This window comes from Vibrio sp. B1ASS3 (assembly GCF_905175355.1).
Lineage (GTDB): Bacteria > Pseudomonadota > Gammaproteobacteria > Enterobacterales > Vibrionaceae > Vibrio > Vibrio owensii.
The window spans coordinates 2756113-2781650 of record NZ_HG992742.1 but is presented as its reverse complement, the minus strand read 5'-3'; the positions used below and the strand labels follow the sequence as shown (position 1 = coordinate 2781650).

The following is a 25538-nucleotide window of genomic DNA, read 5'->3' as shown; positions in this document are numbered from 1 at the left end:
CGGACGCTGTATCGGTTAGATATTGGTGTCGTACTGATTGCGTTTCGGACATGTCGAGAGAATTTCTCTGTGTCCGGTGTCTTTCACTTCTTCAAGAATCACATCAAAACCCCATAGGCGATAAACGTGTTTCAAGACTTCTTCATAACTGTTATCCAAAGGAATGCGATTATGAGGAACATACTGAAGCGTTAGAGAGCGGTCGCCTCGCACATCCACGTTAAAGACTTGAATGTTCGGCTCTAGATTCGCCAAGTTATATTGCGCTGCCAACGTTTCACGAATGCGTCGGTAACCCATCTCATCATGAATCGCAGCTACTTCGACGAAGTTCTTGCGATCATCATCGTTAATGGCAAACAACTTGAAATCACGCATGAGTTTCGGTGACAAGTATTGGCTAATAAAGCTCTCGTCTTTGAAGTTATGCATGGCAAAGTGAACCGCATCTAGCCAGTCTGTTCCTGCTAACTCAGGGAACCACTCTTTGTCCTCGTCGGTTGGCTCTTCACAGATGCGTTTGATGTCGCGGAACATCGCAAAGCCAAGCGCATACGGGTTAATGCCGCTAAAGTAAGGGCTGTTGTAAGGCGGTTGTGCAACCACACTTGTGTGACTGTGCAGAAACTCGAGAATGAATTTTTCAGACACTAAACCTTCATCGTAAAGGTGATTAAGGATGGTGTAGTGCCAGAAGGTTGCCCAGCCTTCGTTCATAACTTGAGTTTGCTTCTGTGGATAGAAGTATTGGCTTACCTTACGCACAATACGTACAATCTCTCGCTGCCAAGGTTCAAGCAATGGCGCGTGTTTTTCAAAGAAGTAGAGCAGGTTCTCTTGTGGTTCGCTTGGGAAGCGCACTTTGATGTCTTCTTCTTTGGTTTTCGATTGTGGAACGGTTCGCCAAAGCTCATTCACTTGCGATTGCAGATAAGCTTCACGCTCTTCCTGACGGGCTTTCTCCTCATTAATGGAAATCTTCTCAGGGCGCTTGTAACGGTCCACACCGAAGTTCATTAAAGCATGGCAAGAGTCGAGTAGTTGTTCGACTTCATGTACGCCATAGCGCTCTTCACATTCCGCAATGTAGTTCTTCGCAAACAAGAGGTAGTCAATGATCGAGCTGGCGTCGGTCCAAGTTTGGAACAGATAATTGCCCTTGAAGAACGAGTTATGTCCATAACAGGCGTGAGCAATAACCAGCGCTTGCATGGTGATGGTGTTCTCTTCCATCAGGTAAGCGATACATGGGTTTGAGTTGATCACGATTTCGTAAGCCAAGCCCATTTGACCATGCTTATAGTTCTGCTCCGTTTGGATGAACTTTTTACCAAATGACCAGTGATTGTAGTTGATGGGCATACCGATGCTTGAGTATGCATCCATCATTTGTTCTGAGGTAATGACCTCAATTTGGTTAGGGTAGGTGTCGAGACGATAATGCTCCGCCACACGCTTGATTTCTTTGTGGTAACGCTCCAGCAATTCAAAGGTCCAATCTGGACCATCTGGAAGCATATTTTCTCTGCGCTTCTTCGAGGCTTCCCCCGAAAGGTTTGTCGTTGCGGTATTCATCGCTAGCCTCCTTACGCCGTTTCTTTTTGGAATAGTTCACGGAAGACTGGGAAGATATCCTCCACGGAGCGGATGTTTTTCATGGCGAAGTTTGGAAACGATTCGCTCAGTTTCTCATACTCGTGCCACAGTGTTTGGTGTGAGCGACGCGTGATCTCAATGTATGAATAGTACTGGCAGTTAGGCAGTAGTTTATTGACGAGTAACTCACGACAGCGAGGCGAGTCGTCAGCCCAGTTGTCACCATCGGATGCCTGTGCTGCGTAGATGTTCCATTGACCCACAGGGTAACGGTCTTGGACGATTTCGTTCATCAACTTCAGCGCGCTCGAAACAATCGTGCCGCCCGTTTCTTGCGAATAGAAAAACTCATGTTCATCCACTTCTTTTGCTTGGGTATGGTGACGAATGAAGACCACCTCCACATTCTCGTAGGTGCGCGTTAAGAACAGATAAAGCAGTACATAAAAGCGTTTTGCAATGTCTTTGGTGGCCTGGTCCATAGAACCAGATACATCCATCAGACAAAACATGACCGCTTGGCTTGAAGGCACTGGGCGCTTCTCATAGTTCTTGAAACGTAAGTCGAAAGTATCAATAAAGGGTACGCTTTCAATTTTCTTGCGTAGCTCTTCTATTTCCTTCTTCAGGCGATTTTCTTCGAGCTGTTGAGCGGGCTCGATGTTTTTGATGCGAGTAAGTTCATCCTCCAACTCGTTTAGAAGACGTTTTTTACCTGCTGTCATTGCGGTGCGTCGTGCCAAAGATTGTTGTAGCGAACGAACGACAGCAATGTTGGATGGGATACCCGCTGTTTGATAACCCGCACGGTGTGTTTTCCATTCTGTGATTTTGGCAATTTGGTTCTTCTCAAGATTCGGTAGCTCTAAATCTTCAAACAAGATATCGAGGTACTCATCTTTTGAAATTTGGAAAACGAACTCGTCTTGGCCTTCACCGTCAGGGCTGGCATTGCCTTCACCTGCACCTCCACCTTGGCCGCCACCTTTCGGGCGTTCGATCTTATCACCAGTGATAAATTGGTCGTTACCAGGATGCACGCGGTCACGCACGCCCCCTTTACCCTGATGAAACATAGGTTCGTTGATGTCTTTGTGCGGTATAGCGACGTCTTCGCCCGTTTCCGTGTTCGTGATCGAGCGTCGATTCACTGCGTCAGCTACCGACTCTTTAATCTGCTCTTTATGGCGTTTCAAGAAGCGCTGTCGATTAACAGCGCTCTTGTTTTTGCCATTGAGCCTTCGGTCTATAAATTGCGCCATGAAATAGCCCTCTTCATGTTTCACAAGCGACCTAACTCAAACTGGTTAGGATGACTTACGTACTCGTAGGTACCACTCAGAAAGTAGGCGAACCTGTTTCTCGGTATAGCCTTTTTCCATCATGCGAGCGACAAAGTCGTCGTGTTTCTTCTGATCTTCAGAAGAGGTTTTCGCATTGAACGAGATAACCGGAAGTAGCTCTTCGGTATTGGAGAACATTTTCTTCTCGATTACCGTGCGCAGTTTTTCGTAGCTGGTCCAAACAGGGTTTTGACCATTGTTATTGGCTTTCGCACGAAGCACAAAGTTGACGATTTCGTTTCGGAAATCTTTCGGGTTAGAGATGCCTGCTGTTTTCTCGATCTTCTCTAGCTCAGCGTTGAGAGAAGCGCGGTCGAACAGTTGGCCTGTTTCTGGGTCACGATACTCTTGGTCTTGAATCCAGAAATCTGCGTATGTGACGTAGCGGTCGAAGATGTTTTGACCGTATTCAGAGTAGGACTCTAGGTACGCAGTCTGAACTTCTTTACCAATAAACTCGACATAGCGAGGCACTAGGTAACCTTTCAAGAACTCAAGGTATTTTTCTGCCACTTCAGAAGGGAACTGTTCACGTTCCACTTGTTGTTCAATCACATAGAATAGGTGAACCGGGTTTGCAGCCACTTCGGTTTGGTCGAAGTTGAATACGCGAGACAGGATCTTGAACGCAAAACGTGTTGATAGGCCGTTCATACCTTCATCAACGCCAGCGTAATCACGGTACTCTTGGTAACTCTTCGCTTTCGGATCGGTGTCTTTCAGTGTTTCACCGTCATACACGCGCATCTTCGAGAAAATGGATGAGTTTTCAGGTTCTTTAAGTCGTGAAAGAATACTGAATTGTGCCAGAGTTTCGAGTGTACTTGGTGAACAAGGCGCTTTAGACAGCTCACTGTTTTCAAGCAGTTTCTGGTAAATCTTCACTTCTTCCGATACACGCAGACAGTAAGGCACTTTCACGATGTATACACGGTCCAAGAACGCTTCGTTGTTCTTGTTGTTACGGAAGGTTTGCCACTCAGATTCGTTCGAGTGAGCCAGAATCATACCGTCGAATGGAATCGCCGATAGACCTTCAGTACCGTTAAAGTTACCTTCTTGAGTTGCCGTTAAGAGTGGGTGTAGCACCTTAATTGGCGCCTTAAACATCTCAACGAATTCCATCAAACCTTGGTTCGCTTTACACAATGCACCAGAGTAGCTATACGCGTCTGGGTCGTCTTGTGAGAAATGCTCAAGTTGGCGGATATCGACTTTACCGACCAGCGATGAAATATCTTGGTTGTTTTCATCACCTGGTTCAGTTTTAGCGATACCGACCTGGTCTAGGATAGATGGGCGAACTTTAAGCACTTTAAATTTGGTAATATCACCACCGAATTCGTGCAGACGTTTTGCAGCCCATGGTGACATGATTGAGCGTAGGTAACGATGTTCAATGCCGTACTCTTTCTTCAATATCTCACCGTCTTCTGTCGGATTGAATAGACAGAATGGATGGTCGTTTACTGGGCTTCGTTCACCGTTTACGCTCAATACATAAACGGGCATTTTTTCCATCAATGCTTTTAGCTTCTCGGCAAGCGATGATTTACCACCACCCACAGGGCCGAGTAAGTACAGAATTTGTTTGCGCTCTTCCAAACCTTGCGCAGCATGCTTGAGATAAGAAACAATCTGTTCGATCGCATCTTCCATGCCATAGAAGTCTTTGAAGGTTTCATATCGTGAGATAACTCGGTTTGAGAAGATGCGGCTCAATCTTGGGTCTTGAGCAGTATCAATGACTTCCGGCTCTCCGATAGCCATCAGTAGTCGTTCTGCCGCGTTGGCATAAGCGCTTTTGTCATCCTTACACAGGGCCAAAAACTCCTGTAACGACATCTCTTCATCTTTTGCAGCTTCATATCTTGATTGATAGTGGTCGAAAATACTCATGTCGCTTTCCCCTTTAACTAGTCAGTCTACCGACGAACGTTGACGCAGGCTTATCCATCCTTGATATGCCCTTCGTTGTATGAACTTATACGTCCTGTTATCTCGTTTGGTTTGTACTGAATGCAAGCTAGACAACACCAAAGACTTTGCTTTATGGACATTTTTTCACTGCAACGGAGAACGATGGATAGGTACCTTTCAATCACTCCCTTTCTCATTCTAAGCCTAGTCGGGGATTTCCAATTTTGCTTAACAATTATGAATTTATTGCAAAAGTGACATTTGAATCACTGTTTGAAGAGATAAAAATTTGTGCTGTGAATAGGAGGTTGAGAAATCAGATATTTGGCTTTGAATCACGGCAATGAGTGATTCGTACGTAAGTAGGGAGAAAGAAAGGCAAAAGTGCGCAGACAGGAGTGAGGTTAATTGTGACAGGGCAAAAGAAAAAAGGAGAGCCTTTGCCCTCCTTTTCAAATACTTGCTGTGTTATGCACTAAAGATTTGCGCTAACTCGTTCGCACATAGATGGTACTGACGAGGGCAGTTGCGCCATGTTTTTAGCATGCGACGGTACTTCTCTAGCGTTGGCATTTGGCTGTTGAAGTGGTGGTCTGCTTTATCAAATTGAGGGTAGAGACCTTCTGAATCCACTAGGAAGCGTACGTAATGCACTTGCTGTGCTTCTGTTGCGATGTCGAAGCCAAGGAACTGAAGACGACGCTGATCCACTTTGCTACGCTCTTCATCATCCAGCATTTTGTTGGACTCTTGCATCGCATGGTACATCTCCATGATGTCGATAATTTCACGACATTCTGTTTCAGTGATGCAGCCAAAATCTTTGTTCAACTCACGCATTTGCAACTCATAGCCACGTTCTACGATAGTTTGTAGACGCTTGTATTTTGCTGCATTGTTAGGGTCAAGTTGAGACATTAGGTTGTACTGGTTTGATAGGATCAAACGTTGAGCGTTTGACATTTCCATGATGACCTCACTAAATAATCTAATACATTTTTAATGTGCTTAGGTTAACGTTTCGGACGAAGGTGAAACATGATCTCAACACATATTTAATATGAAAAATGGCAAGAATTGTCGAATTTAGCCAGTTTACAAACACCGTGTTAATGGGTGATGACAGCTTATTTATGGTAGTGATTGTATATATAGTCTCGGTCTGAAAATACTCGCAGCCATTCTGGTTTGAATACGGTCAATACGGCCAGAGACATTCCGTTGAGTAGGCCTTCAGGGAAGGCGAGTAGCGGAACGAAAACAAAGTAATTGTGTTGGATAGTTTGCCAGTCGTAATGACCCACAGAAAGATGATAAAACGAGTTGATGAGTAAATGCAGGCTACCGGTGAGTGCCCCATTGAAGAACCCAGCCACAAAAATGAAAACAAAAATGTTACGTGGAAGGTAACGGTAGCTTAGCAAAAAAATTAGATAGCTGATGAGTATTGGCACTAGTGCAGAAAGCACCCATGCTGAAGGCAACATAGACAGTGGAATACCATGCAGTAAATGGTTGACGACTATAGCTGGGATACTAAGTAGAAACGCGATTCGCCAGCCATACATCATGGTCAATGTTGTTAACGCAAGAAAGTGAATCTGAAGGCCATCTTTCACACCAGCCTGTGCAGACCACAAAATACAGAGCAGAAAGAGTGTGGCGAAGACCAAATGTTGGAAAGGTTTCTCTTGTGTCATCTTAGGCCAAACGACGTTGCGCCAATCTGGCAAGCAATAAGCGATAAAAACCCAACCAACAATGATGACCGAGACAAAATTAAACCAATCCATGTGCACTATCCCAACTCTGATTCCTGCGAGTTTACTTCTTGTTTACTACCTTGATATACGTCCGATACGGCTTTACAGGGCATCGAAAGCGATAGTTTGTTTGGTGTATTAGGCAAGGTGTAGACAAAAAAATACCAGCGAGCTGCTGGTATCTTCAGAATACTCAATAGCCTAGCGAGGCTTAGTATTTCACATTTGAGTGGTATTGAGAAAGGATCGATTGGATTTCGTCCATGGTCTCTTTTGACGGAGGGTTAACGCCATCAAGCGGGTACTCAAGACCCAGAGCTTCCCACTTGTGTGCACCAAGTTTGTGGTAAGGAAGAAGCTCCACCTTCTCAATGTTGTCCATATCTTTGATGAACTCACCAAGCATGTGTGCAGCCTCTGGTTCATCAGTGTAACCAGGCACTACCACGTAACGAATCCAAGTCTTTTGACCGATCTTATGTAGGTAACGAGCAAAGTCTAAAACACGACGGTTAGACACACCAATGAAGTCTTGGTGGATTTCGTCTTTCATGTGTTTTAAATCAAGCATGACTAGGTCAGTCGCATCCAACACTTCATCGATCACGTCAGTGTGTTTACGGATGTAGCCATTGGTATCCAGACAAGTGTGAATGCCTTCTGCTTGAGCAGCGCGGAAGAAGTCACGAACGAACTCAGGTTGAAGCATTGCTTCACCGCCAGAACACGTGACACCACCGCCAGATGCATTCATAAAGTGACGGTAAGTTTTTGCTTCTGCAATAATCTCTTCCACTGTCACTTCTTTGCCATCATGCGTGTCCCAAGTATCACGGTTATGGCAATACTTACAACGCATTAGGCAACCTTGCAAGAAGACGATAAAACGGATACCAGGTCCGTCTACGGTACCACATGACTCAAATGAGTGAATACGACCAGTTGTTGACATCTTTTGCTCTCATTTTTTAATAAATTCTGTCCGTTATTTTATTACAAATTGCAGGGTTAAAACAGTCTAAGAGGGCTTTCGTTGGTGAGATAGTGAGCAAAGAAAGCGGCGAATGAAAACTCACACGCCGCATAGGGGCATTTAATTAGAAGAAGGCGAAGAAAGAAAGAGAGCCAGTGCCGTAAACATCGGTTTGTGCTTCTTTATAATCCGGTGTTTTCACCGTGAAGGTTAAGCTTGCGCCATAATTTTGGTTGTACCAAGTCGCACCAGCAACCGCACTTGCTTGCCAGTTTTGTAGCGTCACATCGTATTGGTCTGATGGTTCTGGGAGACCAGAACGATCGCCTTCGATAGTGATGTCGTTAAAGCGGTAGCGACCCTCGAATCCGGTAAACAAGAACCAACTCGAAGTGCTTTTAGCCAGCATACTCGCATGGAATGGACTCTCGACGCTGATGTTTGCCGCGCCAATACTGTTTGCTAAGTTGGTACCCCAACGGAACATCACGCCTTGTGAAACGTCACTACGGAAGTTACCCGCATTGATGTCGTTTACGTTGGTGATTTCCCATTGTGTGTTTTCACCTTCGCTGCGCATCAGTTTGTTGAATGCACGGTAACCTACGCTGAATGCAATCTCATCATCAATTTGGTAGTCCCAGCCTTGAGGGTCGGTTGAACCCGTAATGCTATGAACCAATTCCTGTGCTTTTTCTGACAGTGAGCTCTCGCCAGTTGCACCGATGGTGAAGTTGTAACGTACTGCTTGGTCAGGCGTCAGTGAGATGTAGTTGATTTCAGTATGAAGGTAGCCGGCATAAGGGCGGTCGTTAACAAGAGGGTAGTCGGCTTCAATGTCACTAGGTGTGTACATCTTATGGCCCAGTACCAACTCAATTTTATCTACGTTGCTTTGGCCGTTGCCGTTTAAGGTAAACCATTTCCACTCAGAGTCTTCACGCAATTTATCGGTTGCGTAAGAAAGGAAAATACCGTTGGTGTAATCTTGGTCTACGCCGAAGATGCCATCGTTATCTAAAGTGAAAGAGACTGTGGATTTTGTGGTTGCAAGTGCCGCTGGAGACACCAAGGCAAGGACGATTAATTTACTAAGTTTCATATATGATGTTTGCAAGCTTTTTGCGCATCATACGGAAGATCGAGAACAAAATCTTAGGCAATGTCACAACTTTAGTTCAAGACACAAAAAAAGGCCGACGCTTTACAGCATCGGCCTCTGTTCTATCACTCAAAGTGCTAATTCAATCAGTCTTATAGAGACTCAGTGAATGTACGTGCGATTACGTCAGCTTGTTGCTCTGCAGTTAGAGAGTTGAAGCGTACAGCGTAACCAGATACACGGATTGTTAGCTGAGGGTATTTCTCTGGGTGCTTAACAGCGTCTTCTAGAGTTTCGCGGTTAAGAACGTTCACGTTTAGGTGTTGACCACCTTCAACGCCAGCTTCGTGGTGGAAGTAACCATCCATTAGACCAGCAAGGTTAGCACGTTGTGAACCTTCATCTTTACCTAGAGCGTTAGGTACGATAGAGAACGTGTAAGAGATACCATCTTTAGCGTGAGCAAACGGTAGTTTACCTACAGACGTTAGAGACGCTACAGCACCTTTTTCGTCACGGCCGTGCATTGGGTTAGCACCTGGTGCGAAAGGAGCACCTGCGCGACGACCGTCAGGCGTGTTACCAGTCTTCTTACCGTATACCACGTTTGAAGTGATAGTTAGGATAGACTGAGTAGGGATTGCGTCACGGTAAGTCTTAAGCTGACGAATCTTGTTCATGAATACTTCAACAAGCTCACAAGCGATGTCATCTACGCGAGCATCGTTGTTACCGAATTTAGGGTAGTCGCCTTCGATTTCGAAGTCGATTGCTACGCCATCTTCGTCACGAACTGGTTTAACTTTCGCGAATTTGATTGCAGATAGAGAGTCAGCTGCAACAGATAGACCAGCGATACCACAAGCCATAGTACGACGAACGTCACGGTCATGTAGAGCCATTAGTGCAGCTTCGTAGCTGTACTTGTCGTGCATGAAGTGGATGCTGTTTAGTGCAGTCACGTACTGCTTAGCTAGCCAATCCATGAAGTGGTCTAGTTTGCCCCATACATCGTCGAAGTCTAGAACTTCGTCAGTGATCTTAGGCATTTGAGGACCAACTTGGATCTTCAGTTTCTCATCCACACCGCCGTTGATAACGTACAGAAGAGTCTTAGCTAGGTTAGCGCGAGCGCCGAAGAACTGCATGTGTTTACCAATGATCATTGGAGATACACAACATGCGATTGCATAGTCATCAGACTCGAAGTCTGGACGCATTAGGTCATCGTTCTCGTACTGGATTGATGAAGTATCGATAGATACTTTCGCACAGAACTTCTTGAAGCCTTCAGGTAGTTGCTCAGACCAAAGAACAGTGATGTTTGGCTCTGGAGAAGGACCCATTGTGTATAGAGAGTTTAGGAAACGGAAGTTTGAACGCGTAACTAGCGTACGACCGTCAAGACCCATACCACCCATAGATTCTGTTGCCCAGATTGGGTCGCCAGAGAATAGATCATCGTACTCAGGAGTACGTAGGAAACGAACCATACGTAGTTTCATTACGAAGTGGTCGATCATTTCCTGTGCGTCAACTTCAGTGATCTTACCTTCAGCGATATCACGCTCGATGTAGATATCTAGGAAAGTAGAAGTACGACCTAGAGACATAGCTGCGCCGTTTTGAGATTTAACAGCTGCTAGGTAACCGAAGTAAGTCCATTGGATTGCTTCTTGTGCAGTTTCAGCTGGACGAGAGATGTCACAGCCGTATTTCTCAGCCATAACTTTCATTTGGCCAAGTGCACGGTGCTGCTCAGCGATCTCTTCGCGAAGCTGCATAGTCATTTGTAGATCTTCACCGTTCTCAAAACGCTCTTGTAGAGACTTGAATTGAGCTAGCTTGTCTTTCATTAGACGGTCGATACCGTATAGAGCAACACGACGGTAGTCACCGATGATACGACCACGGCCGTAAGCATCTGGAAGACCAGTTAGAACGCCTGATTTACGACATGCTAGGATATCTGGAGTGTAGATATCGAATACGCCAGCGTTGTGCGTTTTACGGTATTCTGTGAAGATTTTCTTAACTTGTGGATCAAGCTCGCGATCGTAAGCTTTGCAAGAACCTTCAACCATACGGATACCACCGTTAGGGATGATTGCACGCTTAAGAGGAGCTTCAGTTTGTAGACCTACGATAGTTTCTAGGTCTTTTTCGATGTAGCCTGCATCGTGAGCAGTGATGGTAGAGATAACTGAAGTATCGAAATCAACAGGAGCGTGAGTCGCGTTCTCTTGTTTGATACCTTCCATTACCTTAGCCCAAAGCTTGTTAGTCGCTTCAGTACCTTCAGAAACTAGGAAAGATTCGTCGCCTTCGTACGGAGTGTAGTTCTTCTGAATGAAATCACGAACGTTTACTTCGTTTTGCCAGTCGCCTGCAGCAAAACCTTCCCAAGCTTTAGCAAATTGCTCTGCCATGACATACCTACCTTTGTAGTAGAAAAAAATACGTACTGGTTCGCCGTTGAGCCAGCTATCTCCACTTTCAAATGGAGAACAGTACACTCTTAATGAATAACAATATTTATAGTCTTAAATAAGAAAGTTTGGTTCATAAAACTATAAATATTGTCACTGCTAACAATGTGGGTTCTTCCCAACCACAATTCAAGGCTACACTAAAAAAATTTTGCAAACCTTAAACTAAATCAATAAATACTAAAAAAACTCAATAAAAATTGGGTAGCGACAAGCGCTACCCACACAATTTTTGAACGAATGTCATTATAGCCAAGCTTTAATGCCATATTGTCCTTCTAGCATACCTACTGCAAGCATAGCGACTAAACAGATAACAAGTACACCTACAGGGATCACAATCTTGTCTACAAATGATAGGCGAGATGCACGCTCTTTATCACCAATTAGACCGTTGTTGTCTAGAAGCATCGTTAGTGCCCAAGCTAGAACTGGGTTAACAACTGCTGAACCAAAGATACAGATACCTGCTGCTTGAGAATCTTTCGAGTCTTTCACCATTTGCATACCCGCTTCAAGTAGAGGTAGAGATACACCTACAAGAAGAGCAACACGCATTACTGGTGGCCATACCGCGATGTCCATTGGGAAACCAAGGATTGCGATGATCATTACTAGAAGACCTAGAAGGATAGCACCACCAGGGATAGGGCGCTTCGCGATCGCTGCTGGGATCATGTACGTACCCCAAGATGAAGTGATGTTACCACCACCCACTGCAGTACCTACCATCTGACGGATAGAACACATAGTCATTGTGTCATCAACGTCCATTAGTACTTTTTCAGTCTTTCTAGGGTAGTTCAGTTCTTGGAAGATACGGTGACCAAGGAAGTCAGGAGACCACATCGCTACTGCTAGGATTGCAAACGGTAGTGATGCGATGAAGTGTTCCATGTTAGGAAGACCTAGCATCCAACCTTCTTCTGTGCTGCCCCACCAGTAAACTGGGTTTAGGTTCGGAAGACCTGTTTCAGTTACGAATTTAATATCGAAACCAGCACCTAGTACAAGCGCGATTGCAAGGCCTGTGAAAGCACATACTGGAATTGCTAGCCAACGCTTGTTCACTTTTGCAAGGAACGCATATAGCGCGATAGTCACTGCAAGTACGATAAGACCAACGTAACCCATGCTGCCCGCTTCAACAGTAGAAGGTTGTAGACCAACCGCCCATTCTTGAATCGAAGTAATTTGGCTCATGGTACCTGTTAAGCCCAAGAAGATAAGCAAGCCGCCGGCTGTACCTTCTGAGGTGAGGTTCACCAGTTTGGAGCCGCCTTTCAAGGCACTTAGTAGAAGGCCGAATACACCGATTAGAATTGCCAATGCAAGAGGGTGGGCACCAGCTAGAGCGATGGTACCAATAAGAGGGATCATTGGACCGTGGTTACCTGCAAGGTTGGCTTTAGGGTTAACAAAACCAGAAGCAAGTACACAGAAAAGGAGTGCAGGGATAAGCATTTCTACACGAGCAACTTCGATAGCAAAATCTTTGCCTAAGTTAACGTGGTCCCATGCAGCAGTAAGACCTTCAGCCCAAGACATCATTACCGCAGAGTACATTGCGATAATACCGATAGTACCAGCAAGTGCTGGAACAAGGTCTTCAAGCTCAAAGCGGAAGTCACGACCTGGTAAGTTCAAACCATAGCGACGTGGCTTCATGATTTGTAGTTCGTGGTCTAGGTAGTCTGAACGGCTTGCGAACTCAGATGATGGACGGTGAAGCTCGCGGTAGCTTTTAGTCTCGATATCCGAATCAGAGTGCGCTTTATTCACTGCGTCTGACATAGATTCCTCATATATTTAAAAGTTATGAATTCTAAATTGAATTGTGTTTTTCCGCTTCCTGCGGCACTTCCTATGCTAGCTATTATTAGATTTTGTTGCACGAACAACTCGTGCCTAAGCATAGCTAATAACTTGTTGTGTTGAGGCACAAAAAATTCCTCATCATTGGGGCGGAGTCTAGCAAGATAGCCCTTTGGGGTGATTGATTTAGATCACTTTAAGAATAGATGTGAAAGAAAACTACAGAAAGTGTCTGGCATGCGAACAACATGGTTATTTCTTGTGTAATTCGATTACACAAGTTGCATAAAATTAGACTTTGTTTTGCAGAAATAGTGCTCAATAATATTTATTGATGTCATTCATAGGTTGTATAAAAAGCTGGCTTCATTCTTGCTTAGTACCGAGCAGAGACGATTTTTTGGCTAATCATTGCCGCTCAGTTTAGGAAGAAGACATGAAACAGCTTAAAGTACTGCCGCTAGTGGCAATTATTTCGGGATTAATGGTCGGTTGTGGCGGCGGCGGCGGCGGCGGTGGCGGTGCACCTCAAACCCCTTTTAACTTCACATTTGTTGCAGGAAAGACGCAGGCACTGGCAAGCAACGGTTCATGTACGATTTATGATCGTTTTGACGTGAATAATGAAGAGCAAGTGTTGAACTACCATCGTCTAGGTGGCGTTCTTGATACTCAACTAACGGCTTACTACTCAGATGCGTCAGGAAACCGTGAAGGTGACTTAGTAACAGCGAACAACGATAAACTGACTATCATTCTACAGTCGATTCCTGATGGCGGCAGCGTGACGGTGCAAGAAGTGAATGGCACTATCATTAATGCCATCACATTCTCAAAAGATTTGTTGGAAGCCGACTCTTCGCTACGAAATGTATACCTTTCAGCCGATGCTAATGTGAGTAATACTACCTGTCTAACAGGAAACAACGACTCGATCGTTAATAAAACAAACCTCGATTACAAAGCGGCAGAAGATGCCGTAGGTAACCCATATTCAACGTTCTACTTTGATTCTCAGCTAGAGACGGTAACGGCAAACGAATCACGCTTTACTAAAGGCGAAGTGTTGCCAGCAGTGAGCACTGAAATAACAATGGTTGCTCAGTACCGAACAGATGCTCGTTCTTCTCTATACCAATATGGTTTTGAGGATTGGGCGGACGATCGCATGGTATTTGCTGGTACACCTTCTACTCCAATGGTGAGTTCTTCTGGTATCAATTTTTCTACTATTGATATTGATACGATTTATAAAAACTTTGCTTATCGTCTAGCTGAAGTGCCTAAGACGAGTGCTTTTTATCACCCTGATGCTTTAAAAGGTGATGTGTGGACATTCAGTGTTGATGGCACAATCTCAACTCCGGGATGGGAAGCAGCATATACGGACAAAGTTTCTGACAACTTTAGTATCGTAGTTGATGATGCTTCACTGTTTGCTGTAAACAACACTCAGAATACAAAACCAGGTGTGTCAAATAGCGTTGTTGATCTATCAGATAGTATCGGTCTGGGTAACGAAAACGGACTGCAGCGCGTAAGCTACCAAGAAGGTACAACTGTAGGGTCTACGCCATATGTGGTAAGGCACTCTGTTTACTCACTGATTGAACGTAGTATTGTTGTACCAGATTTGGATTACTCAAGTGTACCTGCTGGTGCTGAAGATGATCTTGTGATCTCTAATAGCTCTCAGATCACACAAAGCTATGTTTTCACCGAAGACGAAGGTGATGTACAAGCAGCAGACTTCTTAACAGCTTTTGCTAACGGTAATGGTACAGACACTAAAGAAGATGTGCTTGGTATTGTTATGAATGAGAAACAAGTTCGTGATATGGCAAACCGAGTTGCACAAACTAAAACTCTGCTTTTAGAGAGAACTAATTAACAGTTTTGTATCTTATTTAGCCCCTCGCTTGAGGGGCTTTTTTATGTCAATTATTCAACAATAAAAGAATATAACGCTAAATATTGCATATTCATTTGATTGTTGTATCTATCTATTCGAATTATTTAGGTTAATAATTTGTTGCAACTTCTCTAGGGTGGTGATAGTTTGTTCCAATTCAAAGAGGGCGGAGTCCCTTATTGCAGTGATTAAAACACAGGGAGTAAGGCGCAATGAATGACGTACCAGCGCTAGATATCAAAGACCTGCACAAAACATTTGGACAGAATGAAGTTCTTAAAGGCATTTCACTTGCCGCTCATAAAGGAGATGTTATCTCCATCATTGGCTCTTCCGGTTCTGGTAAGAGTACCTTCCTAAGATGTATTAACCTTCTTGAAACCCCAACTGCCGGCGAAATTTGGGTAAACGGCGAGCTTATCCAAATGAAAAATAACCGAGCTGGGGAATCCGTTCCTGCCAACGAAAAGCAAGTACAGCGTATTCGCTCTCGTTTAGCCATGGTATTTCAAGGTTTTAACCTTTGGTCACATCTAACCGTTCTAGAAAACGTGATCGAAGCACCGGTTCATGTTCTTGGCGTGCCGAAAGTACAAGCGATTGAAAACGCAGAGCTGCTTTTGAAAAAAGTTGGGCTATATGAGCGCAAAGATTACTACCCAGGGCATCTTTCTGGAGGTCAGCAACAACGTGCCGCTATTGCTCGTGCTCTTGCAGTAGACCCTGAAGTGATGTTGTTCGATGAGCCAACCTCCGCACTCGATCCTGAGCTAGTTGGTGAAGTTTTGGGGGTAATGCGGGACTTGGCAGATGAAGGTCGAACCATGTTGGTTGTGACGCATGAAATGGCTTTTGCGCGTGACGTATCTAACCATGTGATGTTTTTGCATCAAGGGTTAGTGGAAGAACAAGGAGATCCAGCTAAGCTATTTACAAACCCAGATTCGGAACGATTACAGCAATTTATCTCATCAATCTACTAATATTTCTTGGGTGGCAGTCTTTTGCCACCTATTAAGCACAACAATCAAAACCAAATAAAAGCAATCACAGGAGTATGGAAATGAAAAAGTGGTTATTAGCAGCAACGCTTGCTGCGACGGCAGTGTCTGGTATGGTTCAAGCGAAAGAATGGAAAACCGTTCGCTTTGGTATTGAGGGCGCTTACCCTCCGTTTAGCTGGACAGAAACCGATGGCTCAATCAAAGGCTTTGACGTAGACATGGCAAATGCACTTTGTGAAGAGATGCAAGTGAAGTGTCAGATCGTTGCTCAGGATTGGGATGGCATCATTCCTTCTCTACTTGCCCGTAAATACGATGCGATCATCGCGGCAATGTCGATCACTGAAGAACGTAAAAAGAAAGTCGACTTCACTGGTAAGTACGCTCAAATTCCAAACAAATTCATCGCTAAGAAAGGCGCAGGTTTAGATTTTGATAATCTTAAAGATGTAAAAGTTGGTGTTCAACGTGCGACGACACACGACAAGTACTTGACGGATAACTACGGTGACGATGTCGAAATCGTTCGCTACGGTTCATTCGACGAAGCGTATCTAGATCTTGCTAACGGTCGTATCGCTGCTGTATTGGGTGATGCGTCGGCACTAGAAGAAGGCGTACTCAACAAAGCCGGCGGTGAAGCGTATGAGTTTGTTGGTCCTTCTTTAACTGACCCTAAATGGTTTGGTGAAGGCATGGGGATTGCCGTTCGTAAACAAGATAAAGATTTGACGAAGAAGCTAGACGCAGCGATTAACGCGCTACGTGAAAAAGGTGTTTACCAAGAAATCGCGGGTAAATACTTCAACTACGATGTTTACGGCGACTAAGCCGTAGCTAAGCGACCGTTAGCTTGTTCCTAGAAGTCGCTAACGGTCGATTTTTGAGTTTTAGGGATTAGGAACTCACCTATGCTGGATCTACAAGGATATGAAGCCTCGATTTTAAAAGGGGCGCTAGTAACCATCGAAGTCGCCGTACTTTCTCTGATTTTAGCCGTTGTTCTTGGCATGCTTGGCGCCTTGGCAAAGCTTGCTCCTTACAAGTGGGCGAGAGCAATCGCGACGTTATACACCACCATCATTCGCGGTATCCCAGATTTGGTTCTGATGATGTTGATCTTCTTTGGTGGTCAAATTCTATTAAACAACAGCCTTTACTCTATCAATGAGACGCTCAATGAATGGTTTACCTCAAGTAACCCTGATCATGAGTGGACGTCTTACTTGCCAGATTACATTGATGTCAGCCCGTTTATTGCCGGTGTATTGACCATTGGCTTTATCTTTGGCGCTTATATGGCGGAGACATTCCGCGGAGCAATCATGGCGGTAGACAAAGGCGAGTTGGAGGCGGCAAAAGCTTATGGCATGAGCCCCGTAATGTCTTTTCGAAGAATCCTCTTACCACAAATGATTCGTCATGCCTTACCCGGCTTTGGTAACAACTGGTTAGTGTTGCTCAAGACGACGGCTTTAGTTTCCATCATCGGTTTGGAAGACATGGTTCGTATGAGCTCATTAGCAGCAGGTACAACCAAAATGCCGTTCACCTTCTATATGGCCGTCGCGATCATCTTTTTGTTCTTTACCAGCGTTTCGACCGGTTTGCTTAAGCTGGTGGAACGTAAATTCAGTATTCACGCGAGGTAAGCCATGGATTTTTCATTGATAATTGAAAGTTTCCCGGTCTACCTAGATGGATTGTGGACGACAGTATGGTTAGTTGCTTTAGCGCTTGTGATTGGTCTATGTGTATCAATTCCATTAGCTATCGCACGTAACAGCACGAATTACGCGCTAAGTTTGCCGTCATGGGCGTTTATTTACTTTTTCCGCGGGACGCCATTGCTGGTGCAGCTTTATCTCATTTACTACGGTATGGACCAATTCTTCCCAGTGAAAGACACGCTTTGGGAGCATGCTTGGTTCTGTGCCTTGGTGGCTTTTGTTCTTAACACTTCGGCTTACACGGCGGAAATCATTCGTGGTGCGATCAATGGTTTGCCAAAGGGCGAAGTAGAAGCCGCAAAAGCATACGGCATGAGCAAGTTTATGACTTACCGTCGTATCATCTTGCCAAGTGCGCTTCGCAGAGCGTTACCTGCTTATTCGAACGAAGTCATCTTTATGCTTCACGGCAGTGCGGTTGCAGGTATCATCACCATCATGGACCTAACTGGTGCCGCACGATTGGTGAACTCAAGATACTACGCTCCGTTTGAGTCCTTCTTGACGGCCGGCCTGTTCTATATGGCGTTGACGTTTATTATTCTTTGGTGCTTTAAAATTGCCGAGAAACGTTTCTTAGCGTACCTAAGACCATTGAGCTAGTACATGCCTATTGTTCGGATACGTAAAAGAAAGAGCGCCAATTGGCGCTCTTTTTGGGAAAGAGATTCAACTATTTGAAAGTAGACCAAATAGGGGCGTGATCTGACGGTTTTTCGATCCCACGTAGTTCGTAATCAATGTCTGATTCGATACATTTCTTTGCTAACGATGGCGTTGCTAAAATCACATCAATACGAAGGCCACGGTTGTCATCGAAGCCGCGAGAGCGGTAATCAAACCACGAGAAACGATCGTCGACTTTTGGGTGCAAGTTACGGAAAGTATCTTCGAAGCCCCAATCTAGAAGTGTTTGCAACCATTCGCGCTCTTCTGGTTGGAATGAACATTTGCCTGTTTTCAACCAGCGTTTACGGTTTGGTTCGCCAATGCCGATATCTGCGTCAATTGGACTGATGTTAATGTCGCCCATGACAATCAATTGTTCATCGTTAGAGTGGTGATCGTTCAGATAAGTCATCAAATCTTTGTAGAACTGACGTTTGTATGGGTACTTGGTTTCGTGAGCAATGTTGTCACCTTGAGGGAAGTAACCATTTAGAACCGTTACCTTCTCTCCGTTCTCATCTTCAAACGTCGCCATAATCATGCGCTTTTGATGTTCTTCATTGTCGGTTGGGAAACCTTTTTGAACGCTGATTGGCTCTTGTTTACATAGCATAGCCACGCCGTAGTGCGCTTTCTGGCCGTGAAAGTAAACTTTGTAACCCATCGCTTCGACATCTTCGATTGGAAAAGCTTCGTCGTGTACTTTGATTTCTTGAAGGCCAATAACGTCTGGCTGGTGCTTGTCGATAAGCGCTTGTAGTTGATGCAGACGCGCACGAAGTCCATTGATGTTAAAGCTAATTACTTTCATTTTTTATCCTTCTGAGAGGGCGTGTTTGAGCATGATGTTACCATCGCAAAGGCGAGCTGAAAACGGTTCTCATGTAATCAAATTGAGTTTAAGGAATTGTTAAATATGTAATTGCTATTGTGCCTGCGTATGGTTTAATGAGTCTCAAAAATGAGTTTGCTTGAATAAGGATGTTGTATGCGAACCCTATCTGTGCAGTGGAAAATCACGTTACTTTCCGGACTTTGCCTGCTTGTTACTTCTTTATCTTTAATTGGCTTTTCAGTTTACAACGCGCTCAGCAACCAAAAATTGTTGCAACAAGAGAGTAGTGCGTCTGTTGTTGAAAAGTCGGAACAACTTTTACAAACCCGTGCGCTATTAAATGCGACGGAAGTATCTGAGTACCTAAACGAAGCGACATATAGAGCCGAAATGTTGGCTGCGAACGCGTTATTCTTCAAATCTAACTCAGAGGAGAATTTTGGTGCGAGTGAAGATCTTCGGTCTGCTTTGAATGAAATGATTCGACAGGCAGTTTTGCGTTTTGATGCGATACAAGCTGCGTATTTGGTGTTTAATCCGGACATGCTAGATAGTGAAGACTCAAACTACAAAAGTGCCGATTATGTAGGTTCTAATGAAGCGGGTCGATTTGCAACTTATTGGTCAAAGGCAAACAACGGCGAAAATGTACTCGCCAAGACACTCAGTGAGAAAGTGCTGAATCAGAACGAGAACGCTGAACGTTTTTATTGTCCTATTTCTTCTGGCCAAACGTGTATTGCCTCACCTAGATTGAACAGTAATGACACTGGCAGTTTCCTCACGACTTCCATTTCTATTCCTTTAATTGTGGAAAGCGTTCCTATCGGCTTTTTAGGGATCGAACTTCGTTTGGATCAGTTGGCGAAGATTGCGACCAATTCTGACCAAAGTTTGTTTGCAGGAGCCGGAAATGTATCAATGATCAGCCTTGATGGCACATTACTCGCGTCGGATGATTCAGCGAATACCATTGGTCAATCTTTTGTTAGTTCAAACCTGTCCAACGATAAGCTAACCGATTTCTTGTTTGGGGGAGAAGCGGCAGTGGAATGGAACGCTTCAGGTGACTGGATGACGGTTTTCTCTCCTATTCAAGTTGCCAACCAGACTTGGGGGGTGATCTTTGAAATGCCGCGTTCCGCCGTATTGGCTGATGCAGACATGCTAGATACCTTGATCACGACGAACATGGAAGAGGGCATCATCATCGAGGTTAGTGTCGGTGTTGTTCTAGTGCTAATTGGGTTAGCCACGACAGCGTTATTGGCAAAAACCATTGTAAGGCCAATTCGAGAGGTCGTACTTCGCTTGGAAGACATTGCAACGGGAGAAGGGGATCTAACCCAACGTTTGGATGTGAAATCACAGGATGAAATTGGCCAGTTATCAAACGCATTTAACCAATTTTTAGCGCGATTACAGAGCACGATAAAACAAGTGGTGGACACGTCACGACAAATGGCGGACAAAACCGAACATGCGAAGCTGGTGGTTGCGGCGACAAGAAGCAGTAGTGATGCACAGTTCAAAGAAGTTGATCTCGTTGCCACTGCCGCTGAAGAGATGACGCAAACCGCAGCGCTGGTGGTACAAAATGCGGAGATCGCGGTGAATGCAGCTTCAGCAGCGAGCAAGTCAGCCGAGAAAGGGCAGCAAGTAATTCAAGCTTCTGAGCAACAAATGCAAGCGCTTCTTTCTACCATGATGAAAGCGGTTCCTGTGGTGGAAGAGTTGGCAAATAACAATGCGAGCATTACAGAAATTCTGACGGTCATTGAGGGCATCTCTGAGCAAACTAATTTATTAGCGCTTAATGCTGCTATCGAAGCCGCAAGAGCAGGTGAACAAGGTCGTGGTTTTGCTGTGGTTGCGGATGAGGTTCGAAATTTAGCAAGTCGAACTCAAAGCTCTGTAGGAGAAATACGGGATGTGATCGCTAGTGTACAAACTGGCACACAGGCGGTAGTGGGAGCTATTACAGAAGGTAACCAAAAAGCACAATCTTCAGCTGAACAAGTCAATATGGCAGTAGAAGAGTTGCAAAGTATTTTTGAGTCTATTGCTGCGATCAATGACATGAACAGTCAGATCGTCAGAGCGGCCGAAGAGCAGCAATCGGTATCAAACGAAGTGAATCAAAGCGTGGCGAATATCCGAGACCTTAGCAGCGAGATCCTCAACCAAGCTCAATCATCAGAGAGTGCTGGTTCAGAAATGGAATTGTTATCTGACCAACAACAAGCGTTGATGGCGCAGTTCAAAGTCTAATGACTTTTAAGTCACTCTTGTCCGCGTAATACAAAAGGGAGCATTGATGCTCCCCTTTATTGTGTTTAAGTGTTTGTTTCCCGATAGCGCTTTAATCAGCTTTGAGCTTATTTTCCAGATCGCTTTGCACAATCTTAATCGCTTTCAACGCGGTTTCTGGATCGATCTCATTGGTTTCTAGTAAGTAAATCAAATCCACAGCAAGTTTGATCTCTGCTGGTGCGTCATCTAAAGGAGAGTTTTGCTGTTCTGACATTACTGGTTCTTTTCCCTATGAGTAATTTGGTTTTCTAACTTCAGCAAAGCGGCTTCACAACGTTCTAGTCGTTGCTCTGTTGCCAACAGTACTTTTTGCGCTTCTGCGCGCGCAAAGCTCGGAGCCATTTCGACCGCTCTTTGCTTCTCTAATACCATTTCGCGTAGGCGGCGCGCCCATTCTTGGTGCTGCGCCAACTCTTGATACATTACGTTGATCGGCTTTCTAAAGTGGCTACTGTGCTTGATTTCACCCTTGCGGATCTTTGTAGTGGATATCTCTCGTTGAATTGCTGTGATTTGTGCCACTAGCCTTTCAGTTAAATACTCTGCACGTAAAGCGGTAAGTTTGCCTTCGTTTTGCTCACGTATGATTGCATCAAGTGTGGCTTTGGCTTCTTTTACACATGGCGTCAGTAAACGTGAGCGACAGTGAAATAAACGTTCATCAAATAGGTGAACATGATGTTCACCACGTTGACGATCAAGCATCGCGGCTTGTTTCGACATCTGCTCTAAGTTTTCAGAAAGTTGCTTAATGTTCATGTTAATCCCACAAACCACGCATCATAAGCAAGCTTAATTGCTAGCACGCTCACGACCGTTACAAACACAGGGCGAATAAATTTAGAGCCAAATCGAATCGCAGAATGGGCACCGACAAAGGCTCCTGCCATTAAACAAACCCCCATGGTTAAGCCTAGCACCCAGTTGATATGACCTAAAACAGCAAAAGTGATAAGAGAAGTGAAGTTGCTGGTGAAGTTCATGGCTTTCGCTAAGCCCGACGCCAATAAGATGTTGAGTCGATAAAGAGCCATCGAGCTTACTGTCCAAAACGCCCCTGTCCCGGGGCCTGCCAGCCCATCATAGAAGCCGATGGTAAAACCTTGCATGTATTGCTTTTTGTTGAGCATTGGACAGGGTTCAGGGGTAGGGCTCTGATGCGTTGACTGAGGCGTTTTGTGGAACACTGTGTACATTGCAGCAGCAAGAATAATCAGAGGTAATACTTTTTCTAGCCACTGTGTGCTGATGGCATCGACAAACAATGTTCCTAGTGTTGCACCAATTAGGGTTGCAACAAATGCTCTCCCCCAACATTGAGGTTTAAATAGGCGCTTTTTGTAGTAGGTAAATGCCGCAGTAGAAGACGCAAAAGAGGCTGCAAGCTTATTTGTGCCCAATGCAATATGCGGTGGAAGCCCTAACGACAGCAGTGCAGGCACGGTTAGCATACCGCCACCGCCGGCTACGGCATCAATGAATCCAGCAACAAAAGCGACTAGCGCCAACACCAACAGCATGGTTGGCTCAATCATTTCCATAAATAGTTATTCTTCTAATATTCGATCTTGCGTTTAAACGGAGGAAGCGAATCAATTAATGATTGCCCGTAGCGTTTTGTTACCAAACGTCTATCAAGGATGGTCACTCTACCAGAATCCCGCTCTTTGCGCAGTAAACGACCGACACTTTGAATGAGCTTTTTGCTCGCATCTGGCACAGTAATTTGCATAAACGGATTGCCACCTTTTTTCTCAATGTATTCTGAATGCGCTTGCTCTACTGGAGAGGTAGGCACACCAAATGGAATCTTGGTGATGACAAGGTTTTCTAGCAGCTCTCCCGGCAAATCAAGGCCTTCAGAGAAACTTCCTGTACCAAAAAGAACGCTGGTTTTTTGTTGATCTACGAGCTTTTTATGTTTTTTTAGAATTTCTGCGCGTGAACTTTCGCCTTGTACCTGCAGTGCCCAACCTCGTTTGATGAAATCTGAGCTTAATGCATCCGCCACTTGGTTCATTTGCCAATAAGAGGAGAATAATACCAAGTTCGCTTTGTTGTCTTCTAAATACTTAGGCAAAATTTCAATAAGATATTCGGTAAACTGCGGCGCTTGGGGTTCGTACTTCATCGCAGGGATTAAAAGCTCTGCTTGATTCTGATAGTCAAATGGAGAAGCCAAAGCCAAAAATTGAGTGCCAGACTCCGGTTTTGCATCAACCCCAACTTGGTGGCAGAAGTAGGTGAACGAGTTTAGCGCGCGCATCGTCGCAGAAACTAACACCGCTCCAATGCATCGGCTCCAGATCTGTTGGTCGAGTTGCCACCCAATTTCTAGCGGTGAAACACTGACAATGTAATCGCCTTCTCGATCTGGGTGTTTCTCTAACCATCGAGCTAAAGGTGCACCTTTGTCACGAGTAGGCTCTGCCATTAGGTTCCATACTTGTGCTAGGTTTTCCAAGCGCTGAATGTAAAAGCCTAATTCAGCTAAAGCAGGTTCCGCTAATCTTGACGATAATTCACCATCTTTAACGCGTTCAGCAATCAAATCGGCGATCTTAGCCACACTTTGATTCGCTTTCTTACTCAGTTGTTTTAGATCTTTAGACTGGTTTTCTAACCAAGTTGGCAGTTCGCCATGTTCAAAACGATAAACGTTCTCTTCAAACTGCGCAGGGTCAAACTGCTTGGTTAATTGGTTTAACGCAGGGATCAGTTCCTGTACCGACTCTTGTAGATCATTACGGAATCGGCCAACACGTTTTTCATCGGTTAATGAAGAAAACTTAGTAATGGATTGGTTGAGCTTTTCTAGCCATGCCGCCGCCCCTTTCAAGCTTGCTGAAGCAGAAGCATGGTCTCGTGCAACATGAGGCAGGTGATGAGCTTCATCAAATACGTAAATCGTGTTTTCAGGTTCTGGGAGAATGACTCCGCCACCTAAATCGGCATCCGCCATAACCAATGAGTGATTCGCAATGATGACATCATTTTTATCTAGCTCTGCACGGGCTTTTTGGAAAGGGCAGTTGCGGTGAGCGGGCAAGCTATTGTTACAGCTGTGCTTATCGCTGACTATCAATTGCCAAATGTGGTCATCGATCGGTTTTGGCCATGAGTCTCTGTCTCCATCCCATTTACCTTGAGCAAGAGAGCGGTACATGGTTTCCAGAAGCTCGATGTCTTTCTTCTTTGGTTTAGTCTCGAACATGGCAAGTTGGCCACCATCAACGCCGCTCGCTGTTGCAAGTTTCTCTGCGCAGCAGTAGCGCTGACGACCTTTTGCCAGAATAAAAGAAAACTCTCGATCCGTAATTCGGCGGAAAAGAGGGAGGTCTTTATTCACTAACTGTTCTTGCAATGCCACGGTGGCTGTTGAAATCACCACTTTGCGATTGTTGTAAACCGCCACAGGAATCGCGGCCATCAGATAAGAAAGTGATTTACCGATGCCAGTACCTGCTTCGGCAACCAGCATACGATTTGATTTGTGGTATTGCCCGCATAGCGTTTTAGCGATCTCGGCGACGAGGTAGTTTTGTGCTCGTCTCGGAACAAAGTTATCCAGTTGAGCTTGCAAGTTTTGATAACTGGTTCGAATCGATTTTTGGATGTTACTGGTTAGCATACGGGCCTCAAATGCGTTGGTGGCGCATAGTAGCACACATCACTGGTTCTACAGTAGTTCACAAAACGGAATGCTTTTGTGCGGAATGTAGATCTTGTTCACAAAAAAATATTGAACCTAAACTAAATGAAAATAATTTCATTAGGTGAAAAATATAAAACTTCAAAAATGCAACCTGAGTAGTTTTTTATTCTAATCAACTTCTATTTTAATTAATTGAATGGTGTTTTCTATTTGTTATTAATGAATCACTAAATTACGAAAAATCAAGTTGCTAGTTTAGAACTTCATCGAATAATTTAAATATAAAATCTCAAGTGTATGTATTTAAAGGGTATTTTTATTTTTTGATGTTGTGGTTTAGAAAATTTGACAGGCAGAATAATCTTTTGCACTCTAGTGCCCAGATTTTGCAGACCAATCATTGTTACGTTTCGATAACA

20 protein-coding genes are annotated in these 25538 nt (G+C 44.6%); 6 read left to right on the top strand and 14 right to left on the bottom strand.

Features of this window, described 5'->3' with window-relative positions; all coding sequences use genetic code 11:
• Window positions 1–15: 15 nt before the first annotated feature.
• The 9 genes from KJB05_RS12610 to KJB05_RS12570 form a co-directional block, all read right to left on the bottom strand.
• Window positions 16–1575 (bottom strand): SpoVR family protein, encoded by a 1560-nt coding sequence (locus tag KJB05_RS12610; protein ID WP_005437485.1) that lies wholly within the window; start codon window positions 1573–1575, stop codon window positions 16–18.
• A gap of 11 nt (window positions 1576–1586) precedes the next feature.
• Window positions 1587–2858, bottom strand: a complete 1272-nt coding sequence (locus tag KJB05_RS12605; protein WP_009707120.1) for a YeaH/YhbH family protein — start codon at window positions 2856–2858, stop codon at window positions 1587–1589.
• A 45-nt stretch (window positions 2859–2903) separates the two neighbouring features.
• On the bottom strand, window positions 2904–4838 hold the full coding sequence (locus KJB05_RS12600) for a PrkA family serine protein kinase (RefSeq protein WP_208443916.1): 1935 nt from the start codon (window positions 4836–4838) through the stop codon (window positions 2904–2906).
• A 489-nt stretch (window positions 4839–5327) separates the two neighbouring features.
• Window positions 5328–5828 carry a YfbU family protein gene (locus KJB05_RS12595; protein WP_020195025.1) on the bottom strand — a complete coding sequence of 167 codons (501 nt, stop codon included), beginning with the start codon at window positions 5826–5828 and terminating at the stop codon, window positions 5328–5330.
• A 158-nt stretch (window positions 5829–5986) separates the two neighbouring features.
• Window positions 5987–6652 (bottom strand): energy-coupling factor ABC transporter permease, encoded by a 666-nt coding sequence (locus KJB05_RS12590; protein WP_208443917.1) that lies wholly within the window; start codon window positions 6650–6652, stop codon window positions 5987–5989.
• A gap of 181 nt (window positions 6653–6833) precedes the next feature.
• The gene (pflA, locus tag KJB05_RS12585; protein WP_005437470.1) at window positions 6834–7574 is read right to left on the bottom strand and encodes a pyruvate formate lyase 1-activating protein; all 741 of its coding nucleotides are present in this window, start codon (window positions 7572–7574) and stop codon (window positions 6834–6836) included.
• 145 nt (window positions 7575–7719) lie between these two features.
• Window positions 7720–8697: a lipid A deacylase LpxR family protein gene (locus tag KJB05_RS12580; protein ID WP_208443918.1), complete on the bottom strand. Its 978-nt coding sequence runs from the start codon at window positions 8695–8697 to the stop codon at window positions 7720–7722.
• A gap of 152 nt (window positions 8698–8849) precedes the next feature.
• Window positions 8850–11126 carry a formate C-acetyltransferase gene (gene pflB / locus KJB05_RS12575; protein WP_033005553.1) on the bottom strand — a complete coding sequence of 759 codons (2277 nt, stop codon included), beginning with the start codon at window positions 11124–11126 and terminating at the stop codon, window positions 8850–8852.
• Window positions 11127–11432: 306 nt separating this feature from the next.
• Window positions 11433–12980 (bottom strand): DUF3360 family protein, encoded by a 1548-nt coding sequence (locus KJB05_RS12570; RefSeq protein WP_208443919.1) that lies wholly within the window; start codon window positions 12978–12980, stop codon window positions 11433–11435.
• 457 nt (window positions 12981–13437) lie between these two features.
• On the opposite strand from KJB05_RS12570, the gene KJB05_RS12565 reads away from it, so the two are divergent.
• The 5 genes from KJB05_RS12565 (at window position 13438) to KJB05_RS12545 (ending at window position 18250) form a co-directional block, all read left to right on the top strand.
• Window positions 13438–14892, top strand: a complete 1455-nt coding sequence (locus KJB05_RS12565; RefSeq protein ID WP_208443920.1) for a flagellar sheath protein A — start codon at window positions 13438–13440, stop codon at window positions 14890–14892.
• Between the two features lie 233 nt (window positions 14893–15125).
• A complete protein-coding gene (locus tag KJB05_RS12560; RefSeq protein WP_208443921.1) occupies window positions 15126–15896 on the top strand; it encodes an ABC transporter ATP-binding protein in 771 nt (256 codons plus the stop codon).
• A gap of 80 nt (window positions 15897–15976) precedes the next feature.
• Window positions 15977–16747 (top strand): ABC transporter substrate-binding protein, encoded by a 771-nt coding sequence (locus tag KJB05_RS12555; protein WP_208443922.1) that lies wholly within the window; start codon window positions 15977–15979, stop codon window positions 16745–16747.
• Between the two features lie 81 nt (window positions 16748–16828).
• Complete coding sequence (locus KJB05_RS12550) at window positions 16829–17569, top strand: ABC transporter permease (RefSeq protein WP_005437461.1); 741 nt, start codon at window positions 16829–16831, stop codon at window positions 17567–17569.
• Window positions 17570–17572: 3 nt separating this feature from the next.
• Window positions 17573–18250 carry an ABC transporter permease gene (locus KJB05_RS12545; RefSeq protein WP_005437460.1) on the top strand — a complete coding sequence of 226 codons (678 nt, stop codon included), beginning with the start codon at window positions 17573–17575 and terminating at the stop codon, window positions 18248–18250.
• A gap of 70 nt (window positions 18251–18320) precedes the next feature.
• On the opposite strand, the gene xthA is transcribed toward KJB05_RS12545, so the two are convergent.
• A complete protein-coding gene (xthA, locus tag KJB05_RS12540) occupies window positions 18321–19127 on the bottom strand; it encodes an exodeoxyribonuclease III (protein WP_208443923.1) in 807 nt (268 codons plus the stop codon).
• A 177-nt stretch (window positions 19128–19304) separates the two neighbouring features.
• Between xthA and KJB05_RS12535 the strand changes: the two genes are divergently transcribed.
• The gene (locus KJB05_RS12535) at window positions 19305–21422 is read left to right on the top strand and encodes a methyl-accepting chemotaxis protein (RefSeq protein ID WP_208443924.1); all 2118 of its coding nucleotides are present in this window, start codon (window positions 19305–19307) and stop codon (window positions 21420–21422) included.
• 91 nt (window positions 21423–21513) lie between these two features.
• Here the strand turns inward: KJB05_RS12535 and rsmS are convergent, their stop codons facing one another.
• The 4 genes from rsmS to dinG are packed head-to-tail and all read right to left on the bottom strand — an operon-like array spanning window position 21514 to window position 25095.
• Window positions 21514–21678 (bottom strand): pleiotropic regulatory protein RsmS, encoded by a 165-nt coding sequence (gene rsmS / locus KJB05_RS12530; RefSeq protein ID WP_208443925.1) that lies wholly within the window; start codon window positions 21676–21678, stop codon window positions 21514–21516.
• Entirely contained in the window at window positions 21678–22223 is a 546-nt protein-coding gene (locus KJB05_RS12525; protein ID WP_061010125.1) for a primosomal replication protein, read from the bottom strand. Before KJB05_RS12525 ends, rsmS begins: the two co-directional genes overlap by 1 nt.
• A complete protein-coding gene (locus tag KJB05_RS12520; RefSeq protein WP_005437454.1) occupies window positions 22220–23005 on the bottom strand; it encodes a TSUP family transporter in 786 nt (261 codons plus the stop codon). Before KJB05_RS12520 ends, KJB05_RS12525 begins: the two co-directional genes overlap by 4 nt.
• A gap of 14 nt (window positions 23006–23019) precedes the next feature.
• Window positions 23020–25095 carry an ATP-dependent DNA helicase DinG gene (gene dinG, locus KJB05_RS12515; RefSeq protein WP_038896301.1) on the bottom strand — a complete coding sequence of 692 codons (2076 nt, stop codon included), beginning with the start codon at window positions 25093–25095 and terminating at the stop codon, window positions 23020–23022.
• Window positions 25096–25538: the final 443 nt, after the last annotated feature.

Bases quoted from the DNA above. Each gene is read 5' to 3' on its own strand.
- rsmS (WP_208443925.1), bottom strand. From the start codon at position 21,678: ATGTCAGAACAGCAAAACTCTCCTTTAGATGACGCACCAGCAGAGATC.
- KJB05_RS12560 (WP_208443921.1), top strand. From the start codon at position 15,126: ATGAATGACGTACCAGCGCTAGATATCAAAGACCTGCACAAAACATTT.
- KJB05_RS12570 (WP_208443919.1), bottom strand. From the start codon at position 12,980: ATGTCAGACGCAGTGAATAAAGCGCACTCTGATTCGGATATCGAGACT.
- dinG (WP_038896301.1), bottom strand. From the start codon at position 25,095: ATGCTAACCAGTAACATCCAAAAATCGATTCGAACCAGTTATCAAAAC.
- KJB05_RS12600 (WP_208443916.1), bottom strand. From the start codon at position 4,838: ATGAGTATTTTCGACCACTATCAATCAAGATATGAAGCTGCAAAAGAT.
- KJB05_RS12565 (WP_208443920.1), top strand. From the start codon at position 13,438: ATGAAACAGCTTAAAGTACTGCCGCTAGTGGCAATTATTTCGGGATTA.
- KJB05_RS12580 (WP_208443918.1), bottom strand. From the start codon at position 8,697: ATGAAACTTAGTAAATTAATCGTCCTTGCCTTGGTGTCTCCAGCGGCA.
- pflB (WP_033005553.1), bottom strand. From the start codon at position 11,126: ATGGCAGAGCAATTTGCTAAAGCTTGGGAAGGTTTTGCTGCAGGCGAC.
- KJB05_RS12520 (WP_005437454.1), bottom strand. From the start codon at position 23,005: ATGGAAATGATTGAGCCAACCATGCTGTTGGTGTTGGCGCTAGTCGCT.
- pflA (WP_005437470.1), bottom strand. From the start codon at position 7,574: ATGTCAACAACTGGTCGTATTCACTCATTTGAGTCATGTGGTACCGTA.
- KJB05_RS12590 (WP_208443917.1), bottom strand. From the start codon at position 6,652: ATGGATTGGTTTAATTTTGTCTCGGTCATCATTGTTGGTTGGGTTTTT.
- KJB05_RS12535 (WP_208443924.1), top strand. From the start codon at position 19,305: ATGCGAACCCTATCTGTGCAGTGGAAAATCACGTTACTTTCCGGACTT.
- KJB05_RS12525 (WP_061010125.1), bottom strand. From the start codon at position 22,223: ATGAACATTAAGCAACTTTCTGAAAACTTAGAGCAGATGTCGAAACAA.
- xthA (WP_208443923.1), bottom strand. From the start codon at position 19,127: ATGAAAGTAATTAGCTTTAACATCAATGGACTTCGTGCGCGTCTGCAT.
- KJB05_RS12555 (WP_208443922.1), top strand. From the start codon at position 15,977: ATGAAAAAGTGGTTATTAGCAGCAACGCTTGCTGCGACGGCAGTGTCT.
- KJB05_RS12545 (WP_005437460.1), top strand. From the start codon at position 17,573: ATGGATTTTTCATTGATAATTGAAAGTTTCCCGGTCTACCTAGATGGA.
- KJB05_RS12550 (WP_005437461.1), top strand. From the start codon at position 16,829: ATGCTGGATCTACAAGGATATGAAGCCTCGATTTTAAAAGGGGCGCTA.
- KJB05_RS12610 (WP_005437485.1), bottom strand. From the start codon at position 1,575: ATGAATACCGCAACGACAAACCTTTCGGGGGAAGCCTCGAAGAAGCGC.
- KJB05_RS12595 (WP_020195025.1), bottom strand. From the start codon at position 5,828: ATGGAAATGTCAAACGCTCAACGTTTGATCCTATCAAACCAGTACAAC.
- KJB05_RS12605 (WP_009707120.1), bottom strand. From the start codon at position 2,858: ATGGCGCAATTTATAGACCGAAGGCTCAATGGCAAAAACAAGAGCGCT.